Consider the following 20,066-nt stretch of genomic DNA (forward strand, 5'->3'; position numbering starts at 1 on the left):
CGGGCCGGTCATGGCCCTGTCACGGTCTCGTCCCCGTCTGGTGGCGGCTGTCACACGGGCGGCGTAGCGTTCGGAGCGAGAGCGCTCTGGAGGTACGGAGATGATCCGCAACGTCCTCGGTGCGGTCCTCGCTCTCGCCGGAGCGGCGGCCGCCGTGCTGAGCCCCTTCCGTGACTGGTACGACGGCCGCCTCGGGCGGCGTCGCCGGCGCGCGCCGGAGGACGACGCACCGGACCCCGCTGCCCCCGAGACGTGGCCCCCGACGTGGGAGCCCGGGCCTTCGGTCCAGACGAGCCCTTGGCCGGAGCCGGAGGGGGACGACCCTTACGTGGGGCCCGACCGGTCGAGCTCGTCCGGCGATTGAGGACGGAACCGTCGCCCTGGTGGGCGGTGCACGGGCCGGGTCCCGGGGCGGAAGCCCTACGCCCGCGCGCGGGCGCCCGTTCCGGTGCCCTTCAGCGCGTCCAGTGCGTACACGCAGCGGTCCTTGCTGCACGCGTACACCACGCCGGCCCGGACCACGGGCGAGCCCGTGATCTCTCCGCCCGTGGCGAGCTTCCAGCGGAGTTGGCCGCCCGCCGCGTCGAGGGTGTACAGGACGTGGTCCGCGGAGCCGAAGTGGACGCGGCCGTCCGCGACGACCGGGGCGCCCACCACCTCGCCGCCCGCCGCGAACCGCCACTTCGGGGTGCCGGTGACCGCGTCGAGGGTGTAGAGCGCGCTGCCGCTGCCCACATGGACGTTGCCCGCGACGACGAGCACCGGCTCCGCCGACTGGCGGGCCTCCGTGGCGATGCGCCAGCGGTCCTTGCCGGTCGCGGCGTCCAGGGCGTACACCGTACCGAGGTAGTCCGCGAGGTAGATCCCGCCGCCGGTGACGGCCGGGCCGGGGGCGAAGGCGGGCGGGGAGAGGAAGACCGCCGGGCACTCGAAGTGCCAGCGGACGTGCCCGGCCGCGATGTCCACCGCGAGGACCCGCGTCCCGGCGGCGACGTACACGTAACCGTCCGGCGCGGGCGTCACCCGGAGCGGCACACCGCCGCAGGAGGCCGCGTCGCCGATGGGGTACGACCAGCGCTCGACGCCGGTCCGGGCGTCGAGGGCCTTGAGGCGGGCGTCCTGCCAGACGTACACCGTGCCGTCGTGGATGACCGGCCCGCCCTCCGGCGTCTCGAAGTCCGTCTGTGCGCCGCTCAGGTCCCACAGCTTCTCGCCGGTCGCCGCCTCCCACGCCTGGACGCCGCCGCCCCGGGTGGCCGTGACGACCGTGCCCCGGTCGGCCTTGAGCGCGTACACCCAGGCGTCGGCGCCCACCCGCCAGCGCTCGGCGCCGCTGGTGGCGTCCAGGGCGTAGAGGGAGGGGCCGTCCGAGGCGTGGATGCGGCCGCCGTCGACGGCCATCGCCCAGGCGACGTCCCGGGTCTTGAACTGGCGCCGCCCGTTGCCGGTGTCCAGCGCGTGGACCTCGAAGGACGTGACGTACAGCAGGTCACCGACGACGACGGGCGTGCCCCACACGTCGTTGGACATGCGGAACCGCCAGGGCCGCCACCGGGCGGGCCCGGACTGCGCGAAATCGGGGGCCTGCGCCGGAGGGGGCACGGGGGCGACGGGAGGGGGCGTGCCGTTGACCCCGTGGGGCGGGCGGACCCAGCCGGTCGCGGGGCCCGCGTCGGCGCCGGAGGCCGAGGCGCGGACGTCCTGGACCCGGGGCCCGGGCCCGATCGGCACCTGGACCCCGGTCAGCCGCACCGGCCCCCCGGCGTCGGGCACCGGCGGGGCGGTCGGGCGGGCGGGCGCGCCGCTGTGCCAGGGGTTGTCCCAGTCCGCGCCGGGCGGCTGGTGCGGCGCGGTCTCGGCGGGCTGCGGCGGCGCGACGGGCGGCGCGGGCGGGGCGGCCGGGGTGCGGCCACCGCCCCGGCGCCGCTCGATCAGCGCGGTCGCGGCGGCCGGCAGCCACGCGGAAGCCGTACCGCCGTCGTCGTCACCCCCGCCGGAGGCGAAGAGGTGCGGGGCGAGCTGGGCCTGAAGATCGGCCGGGCTGGGCCGCAGGGCCGGGTCCGTCTGCATGCACGAGTCGATCAGCGGCCGCAGATCGTCCGGCAGGCCCGACAGGTCGGGGCTCTCGCGCAGCAGCATGAACACCGTCTCGACCGGGTTGGCCCCCCGGTACGGGGCGTGCCCGGTCGCGGCGAAGACCAGCGTCGAGCCGAGCGAGAAGATGTCACTGGCCCCCGTCACGCTCCGCGAGTCCCGGGCCTGCTCAGGTGACATGTACGCGGGCGTGCCGACAGCCACGTTGGTCATGGTGAGCCGGGTGTTGGAGACCCCGGACGCGATGCCGAAGTCGATGACCCGGGGGCCGTCCTCCACGACGAGCACGTTCGACGGCTTCATGTCGCGGTGGACGAGCTGCGCCCCGTGGATGGACTGGAGCGCCTCCGCGATGCCCGCCGCCAGCCAGCGCACCGCCTGGGTCGGCATGGGCCCGCACTCGTTCACGATCTCTTCGAGCGAGGGGGCGGGCACGTACGCGGTGGCGAGCCACGGCACGGCGGCGCGCGGGTCGGCGTCCACGACGGCGGCCGTGTAGAAGCCGCTGACGGCGCGCGCGGCCTCCACCTCGCGCGTGAAGCGCACCCGGAACAGCTGGTCCTCGGCCAGTTCCGTACGGACGGTCTTGATCGCCACCCGGCGGCCCGACGCGGACCGGGCCAGATAGACCAGCCCCATGCCGCCGGCCCCGAGCCGTCCCAGCACCTCGAAGGGGCCGATCCGCCTCGGGTCGTGCTGCGTCAGCTGCTCCACTACTTGCCACCTCCCCGTACGGGCCTCTGTTCTCTGAGGCCCGCGAAAATCCCGCCGTGTGCAGCGTCTCATCCATGGACGCGGCCCGGCGGTGCGCACCCCGATTGTTCCTGGCCGGGGCCCCGGTTGCGAACCCGGGGGCGGATCGGGGTGTCCTGTGCCACTCCGCCCGTATCAGGACACAGGCTCCTGAAGTACGGCGAACTCGGCGCCCTGGTCGTCCTGGAGGACCGCCATCCTGCCGTACGGGATGTCCAGCGGGGGTTCGGTGACCCGGCCGCCGAGCCGCTGGACGGTACGGGCGGTGTCGTCGCAGTCCACGACGTTGAAGTAGCTCAGGAAGTGGCTGGGCAGCTCGGCCGGGAACGCGGCCGTGATGACGCTCCGCCCGCCGACGGCGGTCTCGGGGCCCGGTTCGGTGCCGGGCGGGGACCACGTACGGAAGTCCACCCGGTGCTCGTCGGTGTCGGGGACGTCCAGGGGCGAGTCGTCCACGTCCGCGCAGCGGAAGCCGAAGACCTCCTCGTAGAAGGGGTCGACGCGCTCCTTGGACCGGGTGTGGACCTCGGTCCAGCAGAAGGAGCCGGGCTCGTGTCGCTTCTGGAAGCCCTCGCGGTCGCCGGCCTGCCAGAGGCCGAAGACCGCGCCGCCCGGGTCGGCGGCCTGGGCGAGTACGCCGTGGCGCCCGGCCGGGACGGGCTCGGTGATCACCTGGCCGCCGGCCGCGCGGATCCGGGTGACCGACGCCTCGATGTCGTCGGTGGCGAAGGAGACGCCCCAGGCGGTCGGCATGCGCCCGTCCTTCTTCGCGGCCAGCGCGGCGACGAGCTTTCCGTCACTGAGGGCGTCGGCGCGGCGGTCGCCGTCCGGGCGGAAGGTCCAGCCGAACAGCTCGCCGTAGAAGCGCTTGCCCGCCTCCAGGTCGGGGAGCTGCACATCCACCCAGCACGGTGCGGACTGCGCGAACGCGGCCATGGGCCCGGTTCCTTCCGTCGCGGGAGTGACGCCCGTCACCGTCACGGTAGCTTTACGGTGCGTGCGGCGCGCCCCGGAGACTTTGCGGCCGAACACCGGTTCGAAAGTTATCCACCGAAGTTATCCACAGGCTGTTAATAACATTCATCGCACTGTGGGCAACGAGGGGCCCGCGCGGGCCCCGCTCCCCATTTGCTTCGGCCGAATCGCGCTCCGATCACCCGTCGGTAAGCTGACGGCATGACAGGACAAGTACGCACCGTCGACGGCCGCGTGGCCGGTCGACGCGGTCAGGCGACGCGGCAGAAGCTGCTCGACTGCCTCAGCGAGATGCTCAGCTCCTCGCCGTACCGGGACGTCAAAGTCATCGACGTCGCCCGGAAGGCGGGGACTTCACCAGCGACCTTCTACCAGTACTTCCCCGACGTCGAGGGCGCCGTCCTCGAACTCGCCGAGGACGTCGCCAGGGAGGGCGCCGGGCTGACCGAACTGGTCGCCGGACGCTCCTGGGTCGGCAAGGCGGGCTGGCAGACCTCCGAACAACTCGTGGAGGGCTTCCTCGACTTCTGGCGGCGCAACGACGCGATCCTGCGCGTGATCGACCTCGGCGCGGCGGAGGGTGACAAGCGGTTCAACAAGATCCGCATGAAGGTCCTGAACTCCGTGACCGGCTCCCTGACGGAGTCCGTCAAGGAGCTCCAGGCGAAGGGCAAGGTCGACAAGGACATCAGCGCCGCCGCGATGGCGGGCTCCCTGGTCGTCATGCTGGCCGGTGTCGCCTCGCACCAGAAGGGCTTCACGTCCTGGGGCGTCAAGCAGGCCGAACTCAAGCCGAATCTGGCGCAGTTGGTGCACCTCGGCATCACGGGTAAGAAGCCGGCGAAGTAACGAACCCTCGCTGGGGCGACGCGCGGCGACCCCGGCGACCCCAGGTCCTGTCTCACCGACGGCGGACCACACCTGTGGTCCGCCGTCGGCGTATCCGGACGGGTCCGGACCGACACCCGGCTCGGCGGCAAACCCAGCCCGTCCTCAATCGCCGGACAGGCTGAGGTTTCCGCCCGCCCGGATCGCCCCCACCGGGCACGCCCGGACCGCCTCCGCCACCATCGGACCCGGTTCCGCCTCCGGCAGGAGTTCGCTGAGGCCGTCCTCGTCCTGGGTGAAGACCTTCGGGGCGGCCAGGGCGCACTGGCCCGCGCCGATGCACACGTCCTTGTCGATGTCGATCCGCACGGGGCTCTCCTCCGTCACCACGTCACCGGCAGTTCCAGCAGGCCCTGCACCGTGTCGCCCGGTTTGAACGGGACCTCCTCCGGGTCCACCGCGAGCCGGAGACCCGGCAGGCGGCGGAAGAGCGCGGGCAGGGCGATCTCCAGTTCGGCGCGGGCCAGGTTCTGGCCCAGGCACTGGTGGATGCCGAAGCCGAAGGCGACATGGCCTCGCGCCCCGCGCCCCAGGTCCAGCTCGTCCGGCGCCTCGAAGACCGACGCGTCCCGGTTGATCACCGCGGTGGACAGCAGCACGCCCTCGCCCGCCCGCAGCGTCTCCCCGCCGATCTCGATGTCCTCCACCGCCACCCGGGACAGCCCGTCCGCGATGGACAGGAACCTCAGCAGCTCCTCCACGGCCGCCGGGACCGCCTCCGCCCCGCCGCCGGTCAGCCGGGCCAGCTGGTCCGGGTGCCGGAGCAGCGTGAACGTACCGAGCGAGATCATGTTCGCGGTCGTCTCGTGTCCGGCCACGAGCAGGATCTCCGCCAGCCGCACCAGCGCGTCCCGCTCCACCGCCCCGGTCTCCAGCTGCTTGGCGATCAGCTCGTCCAGCACCCCGTCGCCCGGATCGCGCCGCTTCCGTTCGATCAGCTCGCGGAAGTAAGCGTCCAGGTCCTCCCGGGCCGCGACCACGTCCTCCGGCTCCGGTCCCCGCAGCAGCTTGCGCGAGCGGTCCTCGAAGAACTCGTGGTCCGCGTACGGCACGCCGAGCAGCGCGCAGATGACCATGGACGGCACCGGCAGCGCGAACGCGCCCACCAGCTCGGCCGGCGGCCCCTGCGCCACCATCGCGTCCAGCAGCCGGTCCACGGTCTCCTGGATGCGCGGCCGCAGCGCCGCCGCCCGCCGGACCGTGAAGCTCGGGATCAGCATCCGGCGCTGCGCGTTGTGCTCCGGGTCGTCCACACCGAGCAGTTCGACGCGCCGCTGCTTGACCGCGGCGAGCCTCGGCGCGAAGAGCGGGAAGTCCGGGTGCGCGCGGTCGGACGACAGCCGGGGGTCGGTCAGCAGCGCCCGCGCCTCCGCGTGCCCGGTCACCAGCCAGACCGTACGGCCGTCGAAGAGGCGGACCCGGGACACCGAGCGCTGCCCGCGGCTCTCGCTCGGGTAGCCGGTGGGCGGGTCGTAGGGACAGGTGCGGTCCTGCGGGAAGGCGGTGGGCTCGGACTGGGTCTCTGTCATGCGGACCTCGCAGCGAGGGGGTGGGTCCTGCGTACCGATCACCCTCACTAGATGCCTCAGGCATCTACCTGGCCTAGGTGATGTTCGGCCATACCCGCCGAACGGAGCAGCGGCATCCACTTTCGGCCGCCGAGGAGCACCATGGAGACAGGCGAGGAGTGGAGGTCACCCATGGCCAGAACCCGTAGCCGGTACGCCACCGACCGTGGCCTGACCACGCGCATGGTCACCACCATGTTCCTGATCGGACTGCTTTACGTGGTGCTGGTCGGCGTGCTCCTGGCGGTGCTGCGCGGGGCCTGGCCGATCATCCTCGTCATCACCGGGGGCATGTTCGTCGCCCAGTTCTGGTTCAGCGACCGGATCGCCGCGTTCAGCATGGGCGCCCGGGAGGTCTCTCCCGCCGAGGCGCCGGAGCTGCACGGGACGATCGACCGGATATGCGCCCTTGCCGATATGCCGAAACCGCGTGTGGCGATCGCGGAGAGCGATGTGCCGAACGCGTTCGCGACCGGGCGCAGCCAGAAGTCGTCGCTCGTCTGCGCGACGACGGGGCTGCTGCGCAGACTGGAGCCGGAGGAGCTGGAGGGCGTCCTCGCGCACGAGATGTCGCATGTCGCGCACCGGGACGTGGCCGTGATGACGATCGCCTCGTTCCTCGGCGTCCTGGCCGGGATCATCACCCGGGTCGCGCTGTGGGGCGGCTTCGCGCGCGGCAATCGCGGCAACGATCCCTCGGGCCTCATCATCATGCTCATCCCGCTGGTCAGCGCGGTCGTCTACGCGCTGAGCTTCCTGCTCACCCGGCTGCTCTCCCGCTACCGGGAACTCACCGCCGACCGCACAGCCGCCCTGCTCACCGGCCGCCCCTCGGCCCTCGCCTCCGCCCTCACCAAGGTGAGCGGCCAGATGGCCCGGATTCCGACGGAGGACCTGCGGAAGGCGGAGCCGTACAACGCCTTCTACTTCGTCCCGGCCTTCGCCTCGAAGGAGAGCATCGGCCGGCTGCTCTCCACCCACCCGACGCTGGAACAGCGCCTCGACCAGCTGGCCCGTATCTCGGCCGACCTGTCCCGCCCGTGAAGGAGCCCGACCGTAAGCCCGTCCCGTAAGGAGTCCCCGTGGGCCTGCTCGACACGATCCTGGGCCGCAGCAAGCCGGTCCGCCCCGACCTCGACCAGCTCTTCGCCGTCCCGTCCGCCGCGCTGACCCTCCAGGCCGCGACGGGCTTCACGCCGACGGGCCTGGGCTCGGTGTGCTTCGCGGGCGTGGAGGGCTCCGCCTTCGCCCGTGTCCAGCAGGACGTACGCGAACTGCTCGACGCGGATACGGGGCGCGGCGGCGTCCCGGTGGAGTTCAGCCGCGACCCGTACGGCTACACCTGGCTGCTGGCCCGGCAGCCACCGGAGGACGCCGCCGCGCTGGTCAACGACCTGCACGCGGTCAACACCCTGCTCCAGGACGGCGGCTTCGGCCCCCAGCTGCTGTGCTCACTGGTCGCCTTCCGGGACGGCGAGGACCGCTCGCTGGCGCTGGTGTACCTGTACAAGCGCGGCACGTTCTATCCGTTCGCCCCGGTCCGGGGCGGCGCCGAGAAACGCGACAACCAGCTGGAATTGCAGGTCCGCGCCGCCCTGGGCGACGACCTCCGGGTGGAACAGGACCTGTCCCGGTGGTTTCCGGTGTGGGGGGCGCCGGGACTGTGAGGGCGCGGGTCAGAGGCGCGCGTCGAGGAATTCGGTCAGCTGGCCCTCGCTGAGGGCCCCGACCTTGCGGCCGATCTCGGCGCCTCCCTTGATGAGGATCAGGGTGGGCAGTCCGGTCACGTCCTGCTGGGGCGCGGTGGCGGGCTGGTGGTCGATGTTGTGCCGGGCGACGGTGAGGCGGCCCGCGTAATCGGCGGCGGCGCTGTCCATCAGCGGGAGCACCATCTTGCAGGGCCCACTCCACTCGGCCCAGAACATGACCAGCACCGGGCCTGCCGCGTCCAGGACCTGTTCGCTGAAGGTCGCGTCGGTGGTGTCGATGGGTGCGGCGGCCATGGCATGTGCCTTCCTGCTGCGGAGGACCTGGACGGCCGCGGCGTCACCGCACCGGACCGCCGCCCATCCCACCAGCAAGCGGAAATACCGGGCAAGAGCCGGAACAAGCCATGCCGATTCCCGTCATGGACGGGAACAGCGATGCCGCCCCAGCCGGTCGTGGCGGCCTACGATGCGGCCCATGGCGATCACGTACGAGTGGCGCGGTGACTTCGACAACGCCTCCGTCAACGCGCTCCACGCGGAGGCGTTCGGGCATGCCCCGGATAACACCGACTGGCGGGCGCGGCTGCACCGGCACAGCCTGGGCTGGGTCTGCGCCCGGGAGGGCGACCGGCTCGTGGGGTTCGTCAACGTCGCCTGGGACGGTGGCGTGCACGCGTTCGTGCTCGACACGATGGTCGCCCCGGACGCGCGCGGTGCCGGTACCGGCACCGCACTCGTAGCGACCGCGGTGCGCGGTGCCCGCATGGCCGGCTGCGACTGGCTCCACGTGGACTTCGAGGAGCACCTGCGCCCCTTCTACTTCGACGCGTGCGGCTTCCGCCCGACGGACGCGGGGCTCATCGCCTTGGGGCCCGGGGCGCGGCACTAGCCTTCCGGGGGCGCGTCTCAGAGGGCGAGGACGTGCCGCAGCGCCGTGGCGACCTTCACCATCGTCTGGTTCGAGAGCGCGCCCAGGTCTCCCATGATCTCGTCCCTGTACAGGGGGCCCAGGTCGTCGCAGAGCACGCGCCCCACGAGCGGTTCGTCGGGGCCCAGCTCCACGATGCTCGCCAGCGGAGGCTTCACCGACGTAGTGATGCGCACGACAAGGACGTCATTGAGCGCCCGGTTGCGAGCGTTGTTCGAGACCACGAGCCAGGGTTTGGGCCCCGCGCCGAGGTCGGCGCGGTACACGCGGCCCCGAAGGGGAACGATCTCGCTCATTCACCGGCCCCGACTCGGCTTCGCCGACGAGCCCCGCGGGCCCGCACAGCTGCCTCGTACGCCCGGTCCTCCTCGTCGTGGGCTGCCGCGAGAGCGGCGTAGCCGTTCTCCATGGCCTTCTCCTCCACCGCATGGCAGCCGGCGTGCAGCAACGCACGGAGCACTTCGGCTTCGGACGTGTCGTCGTCCACTCTTATGCCCGTCACCTGCCACAGGGCTTGGTTCTCCGGAGCCCCGTGGAGTCGGAAACGCTGTATCGCGTCTTCGAGCAGCGCGTCCAGAGGGACACTTTTGCGGATCACAGCAGCCATGCATCAAAGGATGCGGCATATAGTGCCGCACGTCAAAGGCTGGGGGTGGCACGAGGGCCGGCTCAGGGACGCTCGAACCACTGGAGCACCCCCGTCGCGGCGAAGCACAGGGCGCCCGCGAGGGTGCCGGTATTGGAGACCGTCAGGCTCACCGGGACGTGTGCGCCCGGCGTGACCAGGTCCGCCAGGGCCGCGATCATGAACAGCGCCGAGCCGGCCATGTTGACTGTGACGATCCACCAGCCGAGGTCGTGCGGGCGGACGCCCGTGGGCGCGTGGCACACCTCGGCGAGGGCGAGCTGGCCGGAGATCAGGAAGAGCACGCAGCCGATCACGTCCGGCGCCCACACCAGGCGGGCCGCCTGCTGGGTACTGAGGCCCTGGAGGAACGAGTCCAGCAGGTTGAGCCCGAAGACCAGAGTGCCGGCGAGGAGCAGGAACGTACTGAGCCAGTCGATGCGCATCGGCTCGTAGCTCCACCACCGCCACGCGGCCGTTTCCAGCCGGTACGCGCCGGGCGGGCGGCGCGGGGCGTTGACGGCCTGGAGGAGCGACGCGTAACCCCCGAGGTTGAAGAAGAGCCCGCCACCGAAGTACGTGGCCGATACGGCTGTCGCCGCCGCACCGGTGAGCGCGAGCGCCGCCCCGGCCGCGAAGAGGAGGCCGCCGAGCGTGAACGTCACCGCCGCGACGGAGTTGAGCGCGCGCATCCGGGCGAGCGCCCGGGCGTCGGCGCGGTGGACGACCGGCGCGGTGCCGTCCGTCCGGCGCACCGTCAGCGTGCCCCTTCTGCGGGCCCTGCGGGACTCCCACACGGCCTCGGCCCCGCCGCTCCCCCGCAGGGTCAGCCGGGTGGTGAACGGGCCGACTCCCTCGGACAGTTCCTTGTCGTGACGCACCCGCGCGAGTGTATTGAGGCGGACCTTCCGCATACGGACGCAACGCGGGAAAGCGACCGTAGTCAGCGGTTTCGGGGCTCCTTTCGGCCATTGCCGCAAGCGCTCCTTCCCCGGGAACCACCGCGTGGTCATCGTGGGGGACACGAGTGCCGCAGGTGCGTGGACCGCGAGGGGAGCTTGCATGGACGCTCAGGTTTTCGTGCGGATGGTCGGGCGCCGCGCCGCCCTGCGGTACGTGCTGGCCGGCGTCGCGGCCGCAGCCGTGTCGGCCTGCTCGGGCAACGGCTCGACCAGTGTGTCGTCCCGGACCCTGGGCGCCTTCGTTAAGGGCAGATGGACGTTCTCGGCCGAGAACGGCAGCGGGGCGGGGATCGACGTCTTCGACGACGGGCGGTTGCTGGTGTTCGGCGGCGTGAAGAACCCATGGGAGACGGAGGGGACTTGGTCGTTCAAGGGCGGCCGCCTCTCCGTGTCGGTCGAACAGCGCGCCCCGTACGTCGTCCACGACATGCCCGAGCAGGCGGAGCAGGCGCTCGGTGGTGACTACACGCTCTCCGGAGGGCTCATCGCGGACCAGGACGCGGGCTACGCGAAGATGCGGGTCAGCGGCGGCAACGACAAGGTCGTGCTGACGTTCCCCGCGTACTCGGACGAGGAGCCCCGGGTGGTGACCTGCACCCGGGTGAAACCCGACGAGGCTCCCTGACCTCCTCCGACCTCGCGGTCAGCCCGCCGCCGCGTGGTCCAGGAACGCGGTCCAGGCGGTCGGGGCTACGGCGAAGGTCGGGCCGTCGGTGAGCTTGCTGTCGCGGACGTGGATGGAGTGGGGGCAGGTGGCTACCTCTACGCAGGCGGCGCCTTCGTTGGCGCTGTAGCTGGACTTGTGCCAGTTGTAGGCGACCTCGATGCACGCTTCGCCCGTGTTACCGCTGTAACTCGACTTGAACCAGGTCAGTCCGACGCCGTCGTAACTCACAGTTGCCCCATCTTCTTCTCGATGATCTTCGCGGACACCCATGGGTTGTGCGCCTGGGCCCGCAAGATGCCGAAGAGGTCGAACATGTCGCCCACCTGCTCCGGCTTCGAGATCAACCTACCGCCGCCCTGAGACTCCACATACAGCAGATTGCGGCCTTCTGCCGTGGTCATCAACTGCATTGGACCCATCATCCCTGCGTGAGTGTGCTGAGAAGTCGGCATCACCTGGACTGTCAGGTGGTTGTAGCGCTGCATGCAGCCCAACAGGTGCCGTAGTTGTTCCCTGAGCACTCCCGGGCCACCCAGCGCCCTGTCCAGGACCGATTCCTCGATGACGTAGCCGACGCGTGGCGGCCCGGGGCGCTCCAGTACGGACTGTCGTTCCAGTCGCGCCTCGACGTGGCGGGTGATCTCCGCCTCCGAGTAAGCAGGTACGTGGGAGCGGTACAGGGCAGTCGCGTACGCCTCCGACTGGAGCAGCCCCGGAATCAGCATCGTCTCGTACGCGCTGATCACCCGGGCCGTCCGCTCCAGCTTGGCCCAGTCCAGGAACTTCGGGGAGTACTTCTCCTCGTCCACGAAGTCGATGCACGCCTTCAACGCGCCGCAGGCTTCGAACAGTTCCTCCGAATCCAGCAGCAGTTCGGTCGTCGGAATCCGTTCCGCCCGTTCCACCGCGCCCATCAGCGATTCCGAGATGCGCAGCTTCTCCCCCGCGCCCTTCTGCGTGTACCCGGCCCGCACCCGGTGGATACGGATCAGCTCCCCCACGAGCTTTCGCCCGTGCGAGACCTCGCCACTCGACCCCACAGCTCACCACCCAACCCCACATCTCACCGATGTGGATCGCGCCCTCCTGGTCACGCTACGCATGCGGCGGAATGCTTAGCGGCATGACGCAGAAGAAACTCCCCGAATGGGTTCCCCCCTGGGGGCACCAACTCCACCTGATCGGAATCCACTTCGACGCCATCCGGCTCCGCGGCGTACGCGGTGAGGCGGTGGTGCACCATCTCTCGACCCTCACGGACGGTGATCCGGGCCCGGTGGTAAGGGAGTTCGCGGGCGCGCGGTGGACGTACTTCCTGCTGGAGCCCGGCGCGAGCCAGGACTTCGACTGGCCGCCCGGCGCCAAGTGCTTCGGGCCCGCCGCGCGGGACCAGTACGTGGGGATTCCGGCGGCCCACGGCAACACCTATCCGCTGAGCTGGCGTTGCGGGCCGCCGGAGGACGGGGACTTCGTGGACGCGGAACTGCTGCACGGCGTGGTCACCGCGCAGCTCGTGTCCGAGGATTAGCCACCGCTCACGTCCGCTTGAAGTACTCGATCTCGCCCAGGGCGATCGGGTGTCCGTTGCCCTGGCCCGCCGCCTCGCGGATCGTGAAGCGGACCTTCACGACGTCGCTGATGCCCATGCGCAGGGTCTGTTCGCCCGGCTTGTCGGCCAGGGTCATCGTCTTCTCGTGGGTCTTGCCGTCCTTCGTCGTGATGGTCAGGTCCGCGCGGGTCGGCCTGGCGCCCTTCTGGAAGACCTCCGCCTTCGTGGAGACGCCCGAGTGGACCGTGACGCCGACCAGCCGGAACGGGTCCTCGAACTCCGCCGTCAGCGCGTCCCCCGTCTTCGGGGCGCCCCAGTACGTGTTCGTCACCCCGTCCGCCGCCGCCTTGGCCGGGTGCCCCGGGGCGGAGGCGTTCGCGGAGACGTGGTGCGGGCTGACCTCGCCCGTGCCGCCCAGCTTGTCCCGTACGTCCTCCACGACGTAACGGCCCGCCGGGATCAGCAGGAACCCCGCGACCAGGAGGCCCGCGACCACCAGCGCGATGAGGCAGCCCCGCAGCAGCCGCCCCGAACCCGCCCGCACCCGCCGGTTGAACGGCCACCGGGTCCGCCACCAGGGCAGCGGAGCTGCCGTGGCACGGGGCTTCAGGGGCTCGGCGCAATTACGGCAGAACGTACGGCCCGGGCGGTTGTTCGTCCCGCACGAGGGGCACGGCTCGCCGTCCGGTTCGTCGTCCGCCGATGCGGTCCTGACGGTGGGCCGGGCGACGACCGGCACGCCGGGCAGGACCGCACCCACGGGCTCCTCGGCCGGTTCCGGCTCCGGTGGGGCCGGGCGCGTCGGCCGTACGGGGGCGGGCGCGGGTTCCGGTTCGGGCTCGGGGGCCGGGGCCGATGCCGGTTCGGGGGTCGGTTGCGGTTCCGGTTCGGGGGCCGGGGCCGGCGCGTCCGGTGCTGCCGGCGGCTCCGGGGCCGGCCCCCCGGGCCGTCCCCGCGTCGACCAGCCCAGATACGTACCGCAGCTTCCGCAGAAGTCCTCGTCCTCCGCGTTCGCGGCGCCGCAGGACGGGCAGGGGCGGGTCATGTGGGGCTCCCGGTGATGTCGACCCGGCAGGTCAGGTGGGCCGGGCAGGAGGCGCGGGCCACCGCGAGGACTCGGGTCTCGTCCAGCGGGCGGTCCGTGTGGATGCGGATCAGGAGCTCGCCCGTGGGGCGCGGCGACAACTCCGAGTCCGGCTCCGACGACCAGGTGACGCCGCCGCCGTCCTGGATGTCCGCCTCCACGCCGAAGCACAGGCGCAGGAGGTCCGCGAGGCCCTGGCGGGTGCCCCGGCGGCGGTGGAGTTCGACGGCGCGGGCGACCGCCGCGCGGCGGCGGTCCTCCGGCCAGGCCGGGTCGATGCCGGCGCCGACCCAGGAGGAGAGCCAGGGGAGGAAGTCCGCGGGGGCCAGCGCCGGGTCGAAGTAGGCCGGGAGGTTGTCGAGCGTGGACAGGACGGGGGCGAGGACCGTGTCCAGGCCCGCCGTGAAGCGCTGGGCCAGGTCGTCGTCCGCGTACAGGGCGGGCAGCAGCGCGCCGATCGGGTAGCGGCTGGGGAGGCCGGGGACGGCGGCCCGCGTCATGCGCGCTCCTCGGTGGCGGTGGCTACGGACCTCGTGGCGGCGGACCTCGTCATGAGCGCTCCCCGGTGGCGGTGATGACCACGGACCTCGTCATGCGCGCTCCCCCGCAGCCGTCACCGCGATCTGGTGCTGGTGGGAGAAGACGAGCGCGTTGGCCGCCACGTCGATGCGGTCCACCGCCCCGCCGCGCCTCCCGGTCAGGGGATCCGCGGGGAACAGGCGCACCTCCTCGACCAGGCGGACGCCGGGCACGTTCTGGAGGGCGGCGAACACCTCCCCGTACTGCACGGGCCTGCCGAACGGCCACCCCGTGCCGTCCGCGCCGCCCCGCAGCGGGTCGATGAGGCGGAAGAGCGCGTCGAGCGCGGCCGTCCGGACGCGGTCCGTGTCGCCGTCGTGCGCGACGAGGCCCGCGACCACGGTGACTCCCTGGTAGGCGGGGGGTTCGACCACCAGGCGGGTGCCGACGAGCCTGCGTTCGTCCAGGCGCCCGGCCACCGTCGCGAGCACCGAGTCCGGCGGGATCAGCTGCTCGAAGCGGAGCCGGCCGCCCTCGTCGGGGACCGCGTCCGGCACCACCAGGACCCGGACCGCGCCGCCCTCGCCGGGGGCGGCGGGCAGGCAGCGGACACGGCGCAGCGAGGGCGCGGCCTCGCGGGCGATGGCCTCGTGGTCCTCGGCGGTGACGGCCCGCTCCTGGACGCGCAGGATCTGCGGCGCGCGCAGCTTCGCGTTCTCGACGGTCTCGCCGTCCACGCCGCCGCGCGCCGCCTCGCGGTTGTCGACCCCGGCGACGTACGGGACGGAGCTGCGCAGGACGCGGATCGCGCCGCGCGCCACGTTCCCGGCGGCGCCGCCGCCCGTGCGGTAGCGGGGAAGGCGGATGTGGGCGCCCTTCGGCGGCACCGCCCCGTACGCCCGTATGGTGCCGTCCGCCTCGCGCACCTCGGGCGGGAAGGCGAACCGGCCCCCGACGGCGTCGATCCGCACGTGCCGGTCACCCGGACCGGACGCGCCGAAGTGCTCGACCGGGGTCCAGGTCTGCCAGCCGTCCGCCGAGGACACCTCCACGAGCGGCGGTTCCCCGTCGAGCAGGACGGGCGTCCGGGGCGCCGCGAACGTCTGGCCCGCGACCCCCTCGGACGTGCCGAGCGGCACGTCGTACACGGTCTCCGCGTGCTCGACCCCGGCCGTGCCGCCGACGGTGAAGACCTCGGCCTCGCGGATCGTCGGGGACTCGGAGTAGAACGGCTGGCCGGGGGCGGCCTCGGTGACCCGGCAGCGCAGCCAGCCCGCGCGGATGCCCGCGGTGACGGACGCGGTGTGCCCGGCGGGCACGAACACCGTGATCTCACCGGGCTTGTTGAGCCCGCCGGTGGAGTCGACACCGGTCGCGCACGGCACCCAGCGGGCGCCGTCCCACGCCTCCCAGACCAGCGGCGGCTGCCGGGGGTCGACGCCGACGCCCTCGACCCGGCTGTCCAGGCGGACGGCGACGATGCAGCGCGGCACGGCGGTGGGCAGCCCGAACAGGAGGGCGTCGCCGGGCTCGGGCCGGGCCTGGAAGCAGGGGATGTCCCGGCCCTCGGCGAGCGGCGCGGTGCGGTCGGTCTGCTCACCGGACGCCGGGACCGTGACCAGGCGGACGAGGGAGCTCGGCACGATCGCCAGGTCCTCGCCGGTCGAGAAGACGACCGCCTCCTCCGTCTCACCGCGCGCGGTCGCCACCTCCGTACCGGCCGGGAGGCGCACCGTGTCCGGCTGCGGCGCGGACAGCCAGAAGTCGACGTCGGCGCGGGCGGCCGTCGGCGGGAAGAGCTGCACGCCGAGCAGGTCCAGGAAGGCGAAGTAGTTGCGGTCGGGCACCCGGTTCAGCCGGTAGAGCAGCTGGTCGACCATGTACGCGAACGTCTCGATCAGCGTGACCCCGGGGTCCGACACGTTGTGGTCGGTCCACTCGGGCGAGCGCTGCTGGACGTACCGCTTGGCCTCGTCCACGAGCTGCTGGAAGCGGCGGTCGTCCAGATTGGGCGGGGTCAGGGACATCAGCGGGCTCCCGCCTCGGGGATCGTATAGAAGGGGAAGACGAGGTTGCGCAGGTCGTTGGTGGACCGGACGGTGTAGTGCACGTCGATGTAGAGCGTGCCTTCCTCGACGGTGTCGTACGCGACGACCACGTCCCGGACCTCGATGCGCGGCTCCCAGCGCTCCAGGGACGTACGCACCTCATGGGCGATGCGCCCGGCGGTCGCACCGTCGCCGGGGGCGAAGACGTACTCGTGGATGCCGCAGCCGAACTCGGGGCGCATGGGGCGTTCGCCGGGCGCGGTGCCGAGGACGAGGCCGATGGCCTCCTCGATCTCCTGCTCGCGCTCGACCATGCCGATGCCGCCCGTGGCGCCGACGCGCAGCGGGAAGCCCCAGCCGCGCCCGATGAAGCCGTGCTCGCTCATATCGGGCCCCCGATCAGGACGTTGGGCGCGCCCATGAGGATCTTCGCGCCGCAGCTGGTGGTGTCACCCATGCGGGCGGCGGGCAGCCCGCCGATCAGGACGGCGCCGCCGACGGCCGCCGCCGGGTTCGGCATGACGACGTTCCCCGGGCCGAGCAGGGCGTGCGGGGGCACGACGCACACGTGCAGGCTTCCGGTGACGGCGGCGGGCTTGCCGCCGATCCACACGGTGGCGACGGCGGCCGCTCCCGGGGGCGGGGTGCCGATGACGCCCCCGTGGACGGTGGGGTCGCCCGTACGGGCTGCCTGGGGCATGGCTGGTGATCTCCTCGGTGGAACGCGTCAGTTGATACGGACGAGTGCGGCCTTCAGGACGGCGAGCAGGCCGCCGTCGACGGTCACGCCGGTCTTGCCGTTGATGGTCACCGACGTGCCCTTCACCTGGACGTTCCCGGTGCCCGCGTCGAGCGTGATCCCGGTCCGGCCGAGCGACAGGGAGCTGAGGACCCGGCGGGTGCCGCGCGCGTACACCTTGAGCGCGATCTCGCCGCGCCGTTCGTCCAGCACGACCTCCAGCTGCTCGTCGCCGGTGGCGAGCCGGACGCCGGACGTGCCGCGCGGGGTGTCGAGCAGTTCGACGCGGTTGCCCGAACGGGACACCAGCGAGCGGCGGTTGACCTTGCCGCTGGTCGGGTCCACGAGCGGGACGTCGTGCGGGGACGGCTTGTCGCGACCGTTGTAGAGCCCGCCGAGCACGTACGGGCTGTCGATCAGGCCCTGTTCGAAGCCGACCAGCACCTCGTCGTTGACCTCGGGGCTGAAGACCCCGCCGCCGCCCTGGCCGCCCCACTGCACCGTACGGACCCAGTCCGTGACGTACCGGTCGTCCAGCCAGGGGAACTTGAGCTTCACCGAGCCGCCTTCCCTGCCCCGGCCCTCGCGGATGTCGGTGACGATGCCGATCGCGAGGCCCGGCATCCGGGGCCCGGGCGCGGGTGCGCCCGGCCCGCCGGTGAGGCCGGTCAGCGAGCGGTCCGGGTCGGTGCTGACCAGGACGGTCGTGCGGTAGCCGCTCTGCGGGTCCAGGGTGTGGTGGGCGGCGGTCGCGGTGTAGCGCCCGGCGAAGGCGGGGCCGACGTTGCCGAGGGCGACCGGTTCGCCCGCGCGGAGCTTCGGGTTGCCCTCCGCGACCGCCTCGATCTCGCCGAAGCCGGAGGCGACCCGTCCGGCGACGGCCCCGGCGACCGCGCGGGCCTCGGCCTGGGTGCGGTACGGGGTGTCGGCGACGGTCATCCGGGCGTTCTTCCCGAACAGGGCGGCGGGCGTGGCCGGGTTGGCGCCCGGGGTCACGGTCTCGGAGCGGATCGACTGCTCGCGGGCCAGGACACGGACCTTGTTCTCCACGTCCCAGCCGCGCACCTCCACGCTGTCCGCCCCGTCCGAGGCGGACAGCACGGCCCGGAGCGCCAGCAGGTTGCGGCCGTACTCCAGGACCATCGCGTGCTTGGACGCGGAGGTGGACGGGGACGGCGCCGAGGAGGCGGGCTTCGGCTTCACGAACTGGAGGACGCCCTTCTCGTCCACCCGGACGTGCGCCCCGCACTCCCCCGCGAGGTACTGGAGGAAGTCCCAGTCCGAGATGTTCGGCTGGGTCAGCTGCTTGTACATCACCGGGGCCGCCTCGACCTTCCCGCACCGCATCCCGGCGTCGGCGGCGACCTTGCGGACGATGTCGGCGGCCTTCATGTTCCGGTACGCGACGACCTTGCGGCCGCGCCGCAGCCGGTGCGCCTTGGAGAACGCGCGGACCACGGTGAACGATCCGGTGGTGTCGCTGTCCAGCTCCAGCGCGGTCACCTCGCCCGTGAACAGCCTTTCGCGCGCCCGTTCCTGGACGGTGACCACGGAGATCTTCAGCTCGGTGCCGATCGTGATCCCGGTGGCGGTGAGCAGCGTGTGGTACGGGTCGCGGTAGGTCAGGACGGCGCTGTCGGGCAGGCCGATGTTCTCGTCCACCGCGCAGCTCACCAGCTGGGCGGCCCACGCCTGGGGCAGCTCGGCGGGCGCCTCCACGATCGGGTCGGCGGCGAAGGAGCGGGCGGGGCCGGTCATCGGGCCGCCTCCGGTACGCCGTCCTCGGCCGCGCCGTCCTCCAGCGCGGGCACCAGGAGTTCGCTGCCCGGGGGCAGGTGCATGGGGTCGTCGATGCCGTTCGCCTCCGCGATCGTGCGCCAGGCCGTGGCATCGCCGTACTCCCGCCAGGCGAGCAGCGGCAGGCTGTCCCCGGCGACGACCGTGTGCGTACGCCGTGCCTCCCGCGAGCCGGACGTGGGGTTCTGCCCGGCCGGGTCGACGCTCGCCTCCTCGATGGACAGCGAGCAGGTGGCGCGCAGCGGCTTCCCGTCCACGTCGAAGAGCGTGTACGAGACGGAGAGGCTGGAGAGCACCCCGTCGAAGGACGTCGTCCGGGACGTCCCCCAGTCGAAGCGCACCCACGGGCTCGACGGCTTCTTCCGGCCCAGGCTGCTCGGCGTCGGCACGCAGGCCGTCATCAGCTGCTCGACCGCCTTCTCCACGGAGTTGTCGTGCGTGGCGGTGGCGTCCAGGAACACGTCGAGCGACAGGGCGCGCGGACCGCTGCCCACGAATTCGGGCAGCGCGGACTCGCCCGCCGTGCGGGACGGGGTGCGGCGCCACTCGGTGGACTTGCGCAGGGAGAGCGTCGCCGGGTTGAACTGGAGCGTCAGCCGGGCGAGCGTCCCGCCGGGCTTGGCGCCGACGTCGGACGGCGGCTCCATGATGGTCAGCTGTGCGCGGGCACGGCTCGTGCGGGCTGCGGCTGGCACGGTTTCCCTCCTTCCGGGGCGTGGTGGTGGCGGCACATCAGGAGGGCACCAGCCCTTCGTGCGCGATCTCCAGCGTCTCGACGGCCGCCTGGGAGCTGGCCGGGTCGAAGGACGGCCCCTGCCAGCGGACCGGGACGATCCCCTGCACCTGCCAGCTGACGATCCGGCTGAGGTCGGGGCGCAGGGCGACGATCTCACCGTCCTTGCGTTCGACGCGCTGCGTCGTCTCGTTCAGCCAGCGCGCGATCTTGAGGGTGTCGGCGGTGACGGGGCGGGTCAGCGTGATGTTGGTCCACGTGATCCGTCCCGGCAGCTGCCAGGTGTACCCGTTGTTGCCGCCCTCGGCGTACTGCTCGATCTCCACCTCGGCGCCGAGCCCCGAGCAGGTGTGGAACGCGCCGAGGTCGCTGCCGCCGATGGTGAGCTTGAAGAACACGCTCGTCGCGAAGATGTTGTCCGTCATCTG

General features: G+C 72.3%; 25 protein-coding genes. 7 read left to right on the plus strand and 18 right to left on the minus strand.

The annotated features are described in order from the left end of the window. Positions 1-100 precede the first annotated feature (100 nt). Positions 101-364 carry a hypothetical protein gene (locus OG867_RS12875; RefSeq protein ID WP_406285162.1) on the plus strand — a complete coding sequence of 88 codons (264 nt, stop codon included), beginning with the start codon at positions 101-103 and terminating at the stop codon, positions 362-364. 56 nt (positions 365-420) lie between these two features. Here OG867_RS12875 and OG867_RS12880 read toward each other — a convergent pair whose 3' ends face one another. Then, the gene (locus OG867_RS12880) at positions 421-2,808 is read right to left on the minus strand and encodes a PQQ-binding-like beta-propeller repeat protein (protein ID WP_406285164.1); all 2,388 of its coding nucleotides are present in this window, start codon (positions 2,806-2,808) and stop codon (positions 421-423) included. 174 nt (positions 2,809-2,982) lie between these two features. Next, positions 2,983-3,783: a VOC family protein gene (locus tag OG867_RS12885; RefSeq protein WP_328901664.1), complete on the minus strand. Its 801-nt coding sequence runs from the start codon at positions 3,781-3,783 to the stop codon at positions 2,983-2,985. Between the two features lie 240 nt (positions 3,784-4,023). Between OG867_RS12885 and OG867_RS12890 the strand changes: the two genes are divergently transcribed. Beyond that, positions 4,024-4,671 carry a TetR family transcriptional regulator gene (locus OG867_RS12890; RefSeq protein ID WP_365678810.1) on the plus strand — a complete coding sequence of 216 codons (648 nt, stop codon included), beginning with the start codon at positions 4,024-4,026 and terminating at the stop codon, positions 4,669-4,671. Between the two features lie 144 nt (positions 4,672-4,815). Here OG867_RS12890 and OG867_RS12895 read toward each other — a convergent pair whose 3' ends face one another. Further along, complete coding sequence (locus OG867_RS12895) at positions 4,816-5,019, minus strand: ferredoxin (RefSeq protein ID WP_406285166.1); 204 nt, start codon at positions 5,017-5,019, stop codon at positions 4,816-4,818. A 14-nt stretch (positions 5,020-5,033) separates the two neighbouring features. After that, positions 5,034-6,239, minus strand: a complete 1,206-nt coding sequence (locus tag OG867_RS12900) for a cytochrome P450 (RefSeq protein WP_406285168.1) — start codon at positions 6,237-6,239, stop codon at positions 5,034-5,036. 171 nt (positions 6,240-6,410) lie between these two features. Here OG867_RS12900 and htpX point away from each other — a divergent pair, with 171 nt between their 5' ends. Both htpX and OG867_RS12910 read left to right on the plus strand, forming a co-directional pair. After that, positions 6,411-7,322, plus strand: a complete 912-nt coding sequence (gene htpX / locus OG867_RS12905) for a zinc metalloprotease HtpX (RefSeq protein WP_328901658.1) — start codon at positions 6,411-6,413, stop codon at positions 7,320-7,322. A gap of 38 nt (positions 7,323-7,360) precedes the next feature. Next, the gene (locus OG867_RS12910) at positions 7,361-7,945 is read left to right on the plus strand and encodes a hypothetical protein (protein ID WP_406285170.1); all 585 of its coding nucleotides are present in this window, start codon (positions 7,361-7,363) and stop codon (positions 7,943-7,945) included. Between the two features lie 9 nt (positions 7,946-7,954). Here OG867_RS12910 and OG867_RS12915 read toward each other — a convergent pair whose 3' ends face one another. Then, positions 7,955-8,281 carry a thioredoxin family protein gene (locus OG867_RS12915; protein WP_406285172.1) on the minus strand — a complete coding sequence of 109 codons (327 nt, stop codon included), beginning with the start codon at positions 8,279-8,281 and terminating at the stop codon, positions 7,955-7,957. Positions 8,282-8,462: 181 nt separating this feature from the next. Between OG867_RS12915 and OG867_RS12920 the strand changes: the two genes are divergently transcribed. Next, complete coding sequence (locus OG867_RS12920) at positions 8,463-8,876, plus strand: GNAT family N-acetyltransferase (RefSeq protein WP_406285175.1); 414 nt, start codon at positions 8,463-8,465, stop codon at positions 8,874-8,876. A gap of 17 nt (positions 8,877-8,893) precedes the next feature. On the opposite strand, the gene OG867_RS12925 is transcribed toward OG867_RS12920, so the two are convergent. The 3 genes from OG867_RS12925 to OG867_RS12935 all read right to left on the minus strand — a co-directional run bounded on the left by OG867_RS12925 (position 8,894) and on the right by OG867_RS12935 (position 10,421). Further along, positions 8,894-9,211, minus strand: a complete 318-nt coding sequence (locus OG867_RS12925) for a type II toxin-antitoxin system PemK/MazF family toxin (protein ID WP_406285177.1) — start codon at positions 9,209-9,211, stop codon at positions 8,894-8,896. Further along, positions 9,208-9,522: a hypothetical protein gene (locus OG867_RS12930; RefSeq protein ID WP_406285179.1), complete on the minus strand. Its 315-nt coding sequence runs from the start codon at positions 9,520-9,522 to the stop codon at positions 9,208-9,210. The genes OG867_RS12925 and OG867_RS12930 overlap by 4 nt, the downstream gene beginning before the upstream one ends. Before the next feature lie 62 nt (positions 9,523-9,584). Continuing rightward, entirely contained in the window at positions 9,585-10,421 is an 837-nt protein-coding gene (locus OG867_RS12935; protein WP_406285181.1) for a hypothetical protein, read from the minus strand. Positions 10,422-10,602: 181 nt separating this feature from the next. On the opposite strand from OG867_RS12935, the gene OG867_RS12940 reads away from it, so the two are divergent. Continuing rightward, the gene (locus OG867_RS12940; protein ID WP_406285183.1) at positions 10,603-11,127 is read left to right on the plus strand and encodes a hypothetical protein; all 525 of its coding nucleotides are present in this window, start codon (positions 10,603-10,605) and stop codon (positions 11,125-11,127) included. An 18-nt stretch (positions 11,128-11,145) separates the two neighbouring features. Here the strand turns inward: OG867_RS12940 and OG867_RS12945 are convergent, their stop codons facing one another. Together OG867_RS12945 and OG867_RS12950 are read right to left on the minus strand one after the other, a co-directional pair. Then, the gene (locus OG867_RS12945; protein WP_406285185.1) at positions 11,146-11,397 is read right to left on the minus strand and encodes a DUF397 domain-containing protein; all 252 of its coding nucleotides are present in this window, start codon (positions 11,395-11,397) and stop codon (positions 11,146-11,148) included. Further along, the gene (locus OG867_RS12950; RefSeq protein WP_406285187.1) at positions 11,394-12,170 is read right to left on the minus strand and encodes a Scr1 family TA system antitoxin-like transcriptional regulator; all 777 of its coding nucleotides are present in this window, start codon (positions 12,168-12,170) and stop codon (positions 11,394-11,396) included. Before OG867_RS12950 ends, OG867_RS12945 begins: the two co-directional genes overlap by 4 nt. 122 nt (positions 12,171-12,292) lie before the next feature. On the opposite strand from OG867_RS12950, the gene OG867_RS12955 reads away from it, so the two are divergent. Then, positions 12,293-12,697: a hypothetical protein gene (locus OG867_RS12955; protein WP_406285189.1), complete on the plus strand. Its 405-nt coding sequence runs from the start codon at positions 12,293-12,295 to the stop codon at positions 12,695-12,697. A 7-nt stretch (positions 12,698-12,704) separates the two neighbouring features. On the opposite strand, the gene OG867_RS12960 is transcribed toward OG867_RS12955, so the two are convergent. The 8 genes from OG867_RS12960 to OG867_RS12995 all read right to left on the minus strand — a co-directional run bounded on the left by OG867_RS12960 (position 12,705) and on the right by OG867_RS12995 (position 20,063). Next, positions 12,705-13,763 (minus strand): zinc ribbon domain-containing protein, encoded by a 1,059-nt coding sequence (locus OG867_RS12960; protein ID WP_406285191.1) that lies wholly within the window; start codon positions 13,761-13,763, stop codon positions 12,705-12,707. Next, positions 13,760-14,302, minus strand: coding sequence for a phage tail protein (locus OG867_RS12965; protein ID WP_406285193.1), 543 nt, complete (start codon positions 14,300-14,302; stop codon positions 13,760-13,762). Before OG867_RS12965 ends, OG867_RS12960 begins: the two co-directional genes overlap by 4 nt. Before the next feature lie 90 nt (positions 14,303-14,392). Further along, complete coding sequence (locus tag OG867_RS12970; RefSeq protein ID WP_406285196.1) at positions 14,393-16,348, minus strand: putative baseplate assembly protein; 1,956 nt, start codon at positions 16,346-16,348, stop codon at positions 14,393-14,395. Next, entirely contained in the window at positions 16,348-16,755 is a 408-nt protein-coding gene (locus OG867_RS12975; protein WP_406285198.1) for a GPW/gp25 family protein, read from the minus strand. The genes OG867_RS12970 and OG867_RS12975 overlap by 1 nt, the downstream gene beginning before the upstream one ends. Further along, positions 16,752-17,069, minus strand: a complete 318-nt coding sequence (locus OG867_RS12980) for a PAAR domain-containing protein (RefSeq protein ID WP_328901645.1) — start codon at positions 17,067-17,069, stop codon at positions 16,752-16,754. The genes OG867_RS12975 and OG867_RS12980 overlap by 4 nt, the downstream gene beginning before the upstream one ends. Before the next feature lie 27 nt (positions 17,070-17,096). After that, positions 17,097-18,866: a VgrG-related protein gene (locus tag OG867_RS12985; protein WP_406285201.1), complete on the minus strand. Its 1,770-nt coding sequence runs from the start codon at positions 18,864-18,866 to the stop codon at positions 17,097-17,099. After that, positions 18,863-19,552, minus strand: coding sequence for a LysM peptidoglycan-binding domain-containing protein (locus OG867_RS12990; protein WP_073862527.1), 690 nt, complete (start codon positions 19,550-19,552; stop codon positions 18,863-18,865). Before OG867_RS12990 ends, OG867_RS12985 begins: the two co-directional genes overlap by 4 nt. An 85-nt stretch (positions 19,553-19,637) precedes the next feature. Further along, positions 19,638-20,063 carry a phage tail protein gene (locus tag OG867_RS12995; protein ID WP_018101390.1) on the minus strand — a complete coding sequence of 142 codons (426 nt, stop codon included), beginning with the start codon at positions 20,061-20,063 and terminating at the stop codon, positions 19,638-19,640. Positions 20,064-20,066 lie beyond the last annotated feature (3 nt).

This window comes from Streptomyces sp. NBC_00209 (assembly GCF_045206345.1).
Taxonomy (GTDB): domain Bacteria; phylum Actinomycetota; class Actinomycetes; order Streptomycetales; family Streptomycetaceae; genus Streptomyces.

Coding starts and splice junctions, on each gene's coding strand:
- OG867_RS12875 (WP_406285162.1), top strand. CDS start 101: ATGATCCGCAACGTCCTCGGTGCGGTCCTCGCTCTCGCCGGAGCGGCG.
- OG867_RS12885 (WP_328901664.1), bottom strand. CDS start 3,783: ATGGCCGCGTTCGCGCAGTCCGCACCGTGCTGGGTGGATGTGCAGCTC.
- OG867_RS12890 (WP_365678810.1), top strand. CDS start 4,024: ATGACAGGACAAGTACGCACCGTCGACGGCCGCGTGGCCGGTCGACGC.
- OG867_RS12900 (WP_406285168.1), bottom strand. CDS start 6,239: ATGACAGAGACCCAGTCCGAGCCCACCGCCTTCCCGCAGGACCGCACC.
- htpX (WP_328901658.1), top strand. CDS start 6,411: ATGGCCAGAACCCGTAGCCGGTACGCCACCGACCGTGGCCTGACCACG.
- OG867_RS12915 (WP_406285172.1), bottom strand. CDS start 8,281: ATGGCCGCCGCACCCATCGACACCACCGACGCGACCTTCAGCGAACAG.
- OG867_RS12920 (WP_406285175.1), top strand. CDS start 8,463: ATGGCGATCACGTACGAGTGGCGCGGTGACTTCGACAACGCCTCCGTC.
- OG867_RS12925 (WP_406285177.1), bottom strand. CDS start 9,211: ATGAGCGAGATCGTTCCCCTTCGGGGCCGCGTGTACCGCGCCGACCTC.
- OG867_RS12930 (WP_406285179.1), bottom strand. CDS start 9,522: ATGGCTGCTGTGATCCGCAAAAGTGTCCCTCTGGACGCGCTGCTCGAA.
- OG867_RS12940 (WP_406285183.1), top strand. CDS start 10,603: ATGGACGCTCAGGTTTTCGTGCGGATGGTCGGGCGCCGCGCCGCCCTG.
- OG867_RS12955 (WP_406285189.1), top strand. CDS start 12,293: ATGACGCAGAAGAAACTCCCCGAATGGGTTCCCCCCTGGGGGCACCAA.
- OG867_RS12960 (WP_406285191.1), bottom strand. CDS start 13,763: ATGACCCGCCCCTGCCCGTCCTGCGGCGCCGCGAACGCGGAGGACGAG.
- OG867_RS12965 (WP_406285193.1), bottom strand. CDS start 14,302: ATGACGCGGGCCGCCGTCCCCGGCCTCCCCAGCCGCTACCCGATCGGC.
- OG867_RS12970 (WP_406285196.1), bottom strand. CDS start 16,348: ATGTCCCTGACCCCGCCCAATCTGGACGACCGCCGCTTCCAGCAGCTC.
- OG867_RS12975 (WP_406285198.1), bottom strand. CDS start 16,755: ATGAGCGAGCACGGCTTCATCGGGCGCGGCTGGGGCTTCCCGCTGCGC.
- OG867_RS12980 (WP_328901645.1), bottom strand. CDS start 17,069: ATGCCCCAGGCAGCCCGTACGGGCGACCCCACCGTCCACGGGGGCGTC.
- OG867_RS12985 (WP_406285201.1), bottom strand. CDS start 18,866: ATGACCGGCCCCGCCCGCTCCTTCGCCGCCGACCCGATCGTGGAGGCG.
- OG867_RS12990 (WP_073862527.1), bottom strand. CDS start 19,552: ATGGAGCCGCCGTCCGACGTCGGCGCCAAGCCCGGCGGGACGCTCGCC.
- OG867_RS12995 (WP_018101390.1), bottom strand. CDS start 20,063: ATGACGGACAACATCTTCGCGACGAGCGTGTTCTTCAAGCTCACCATC.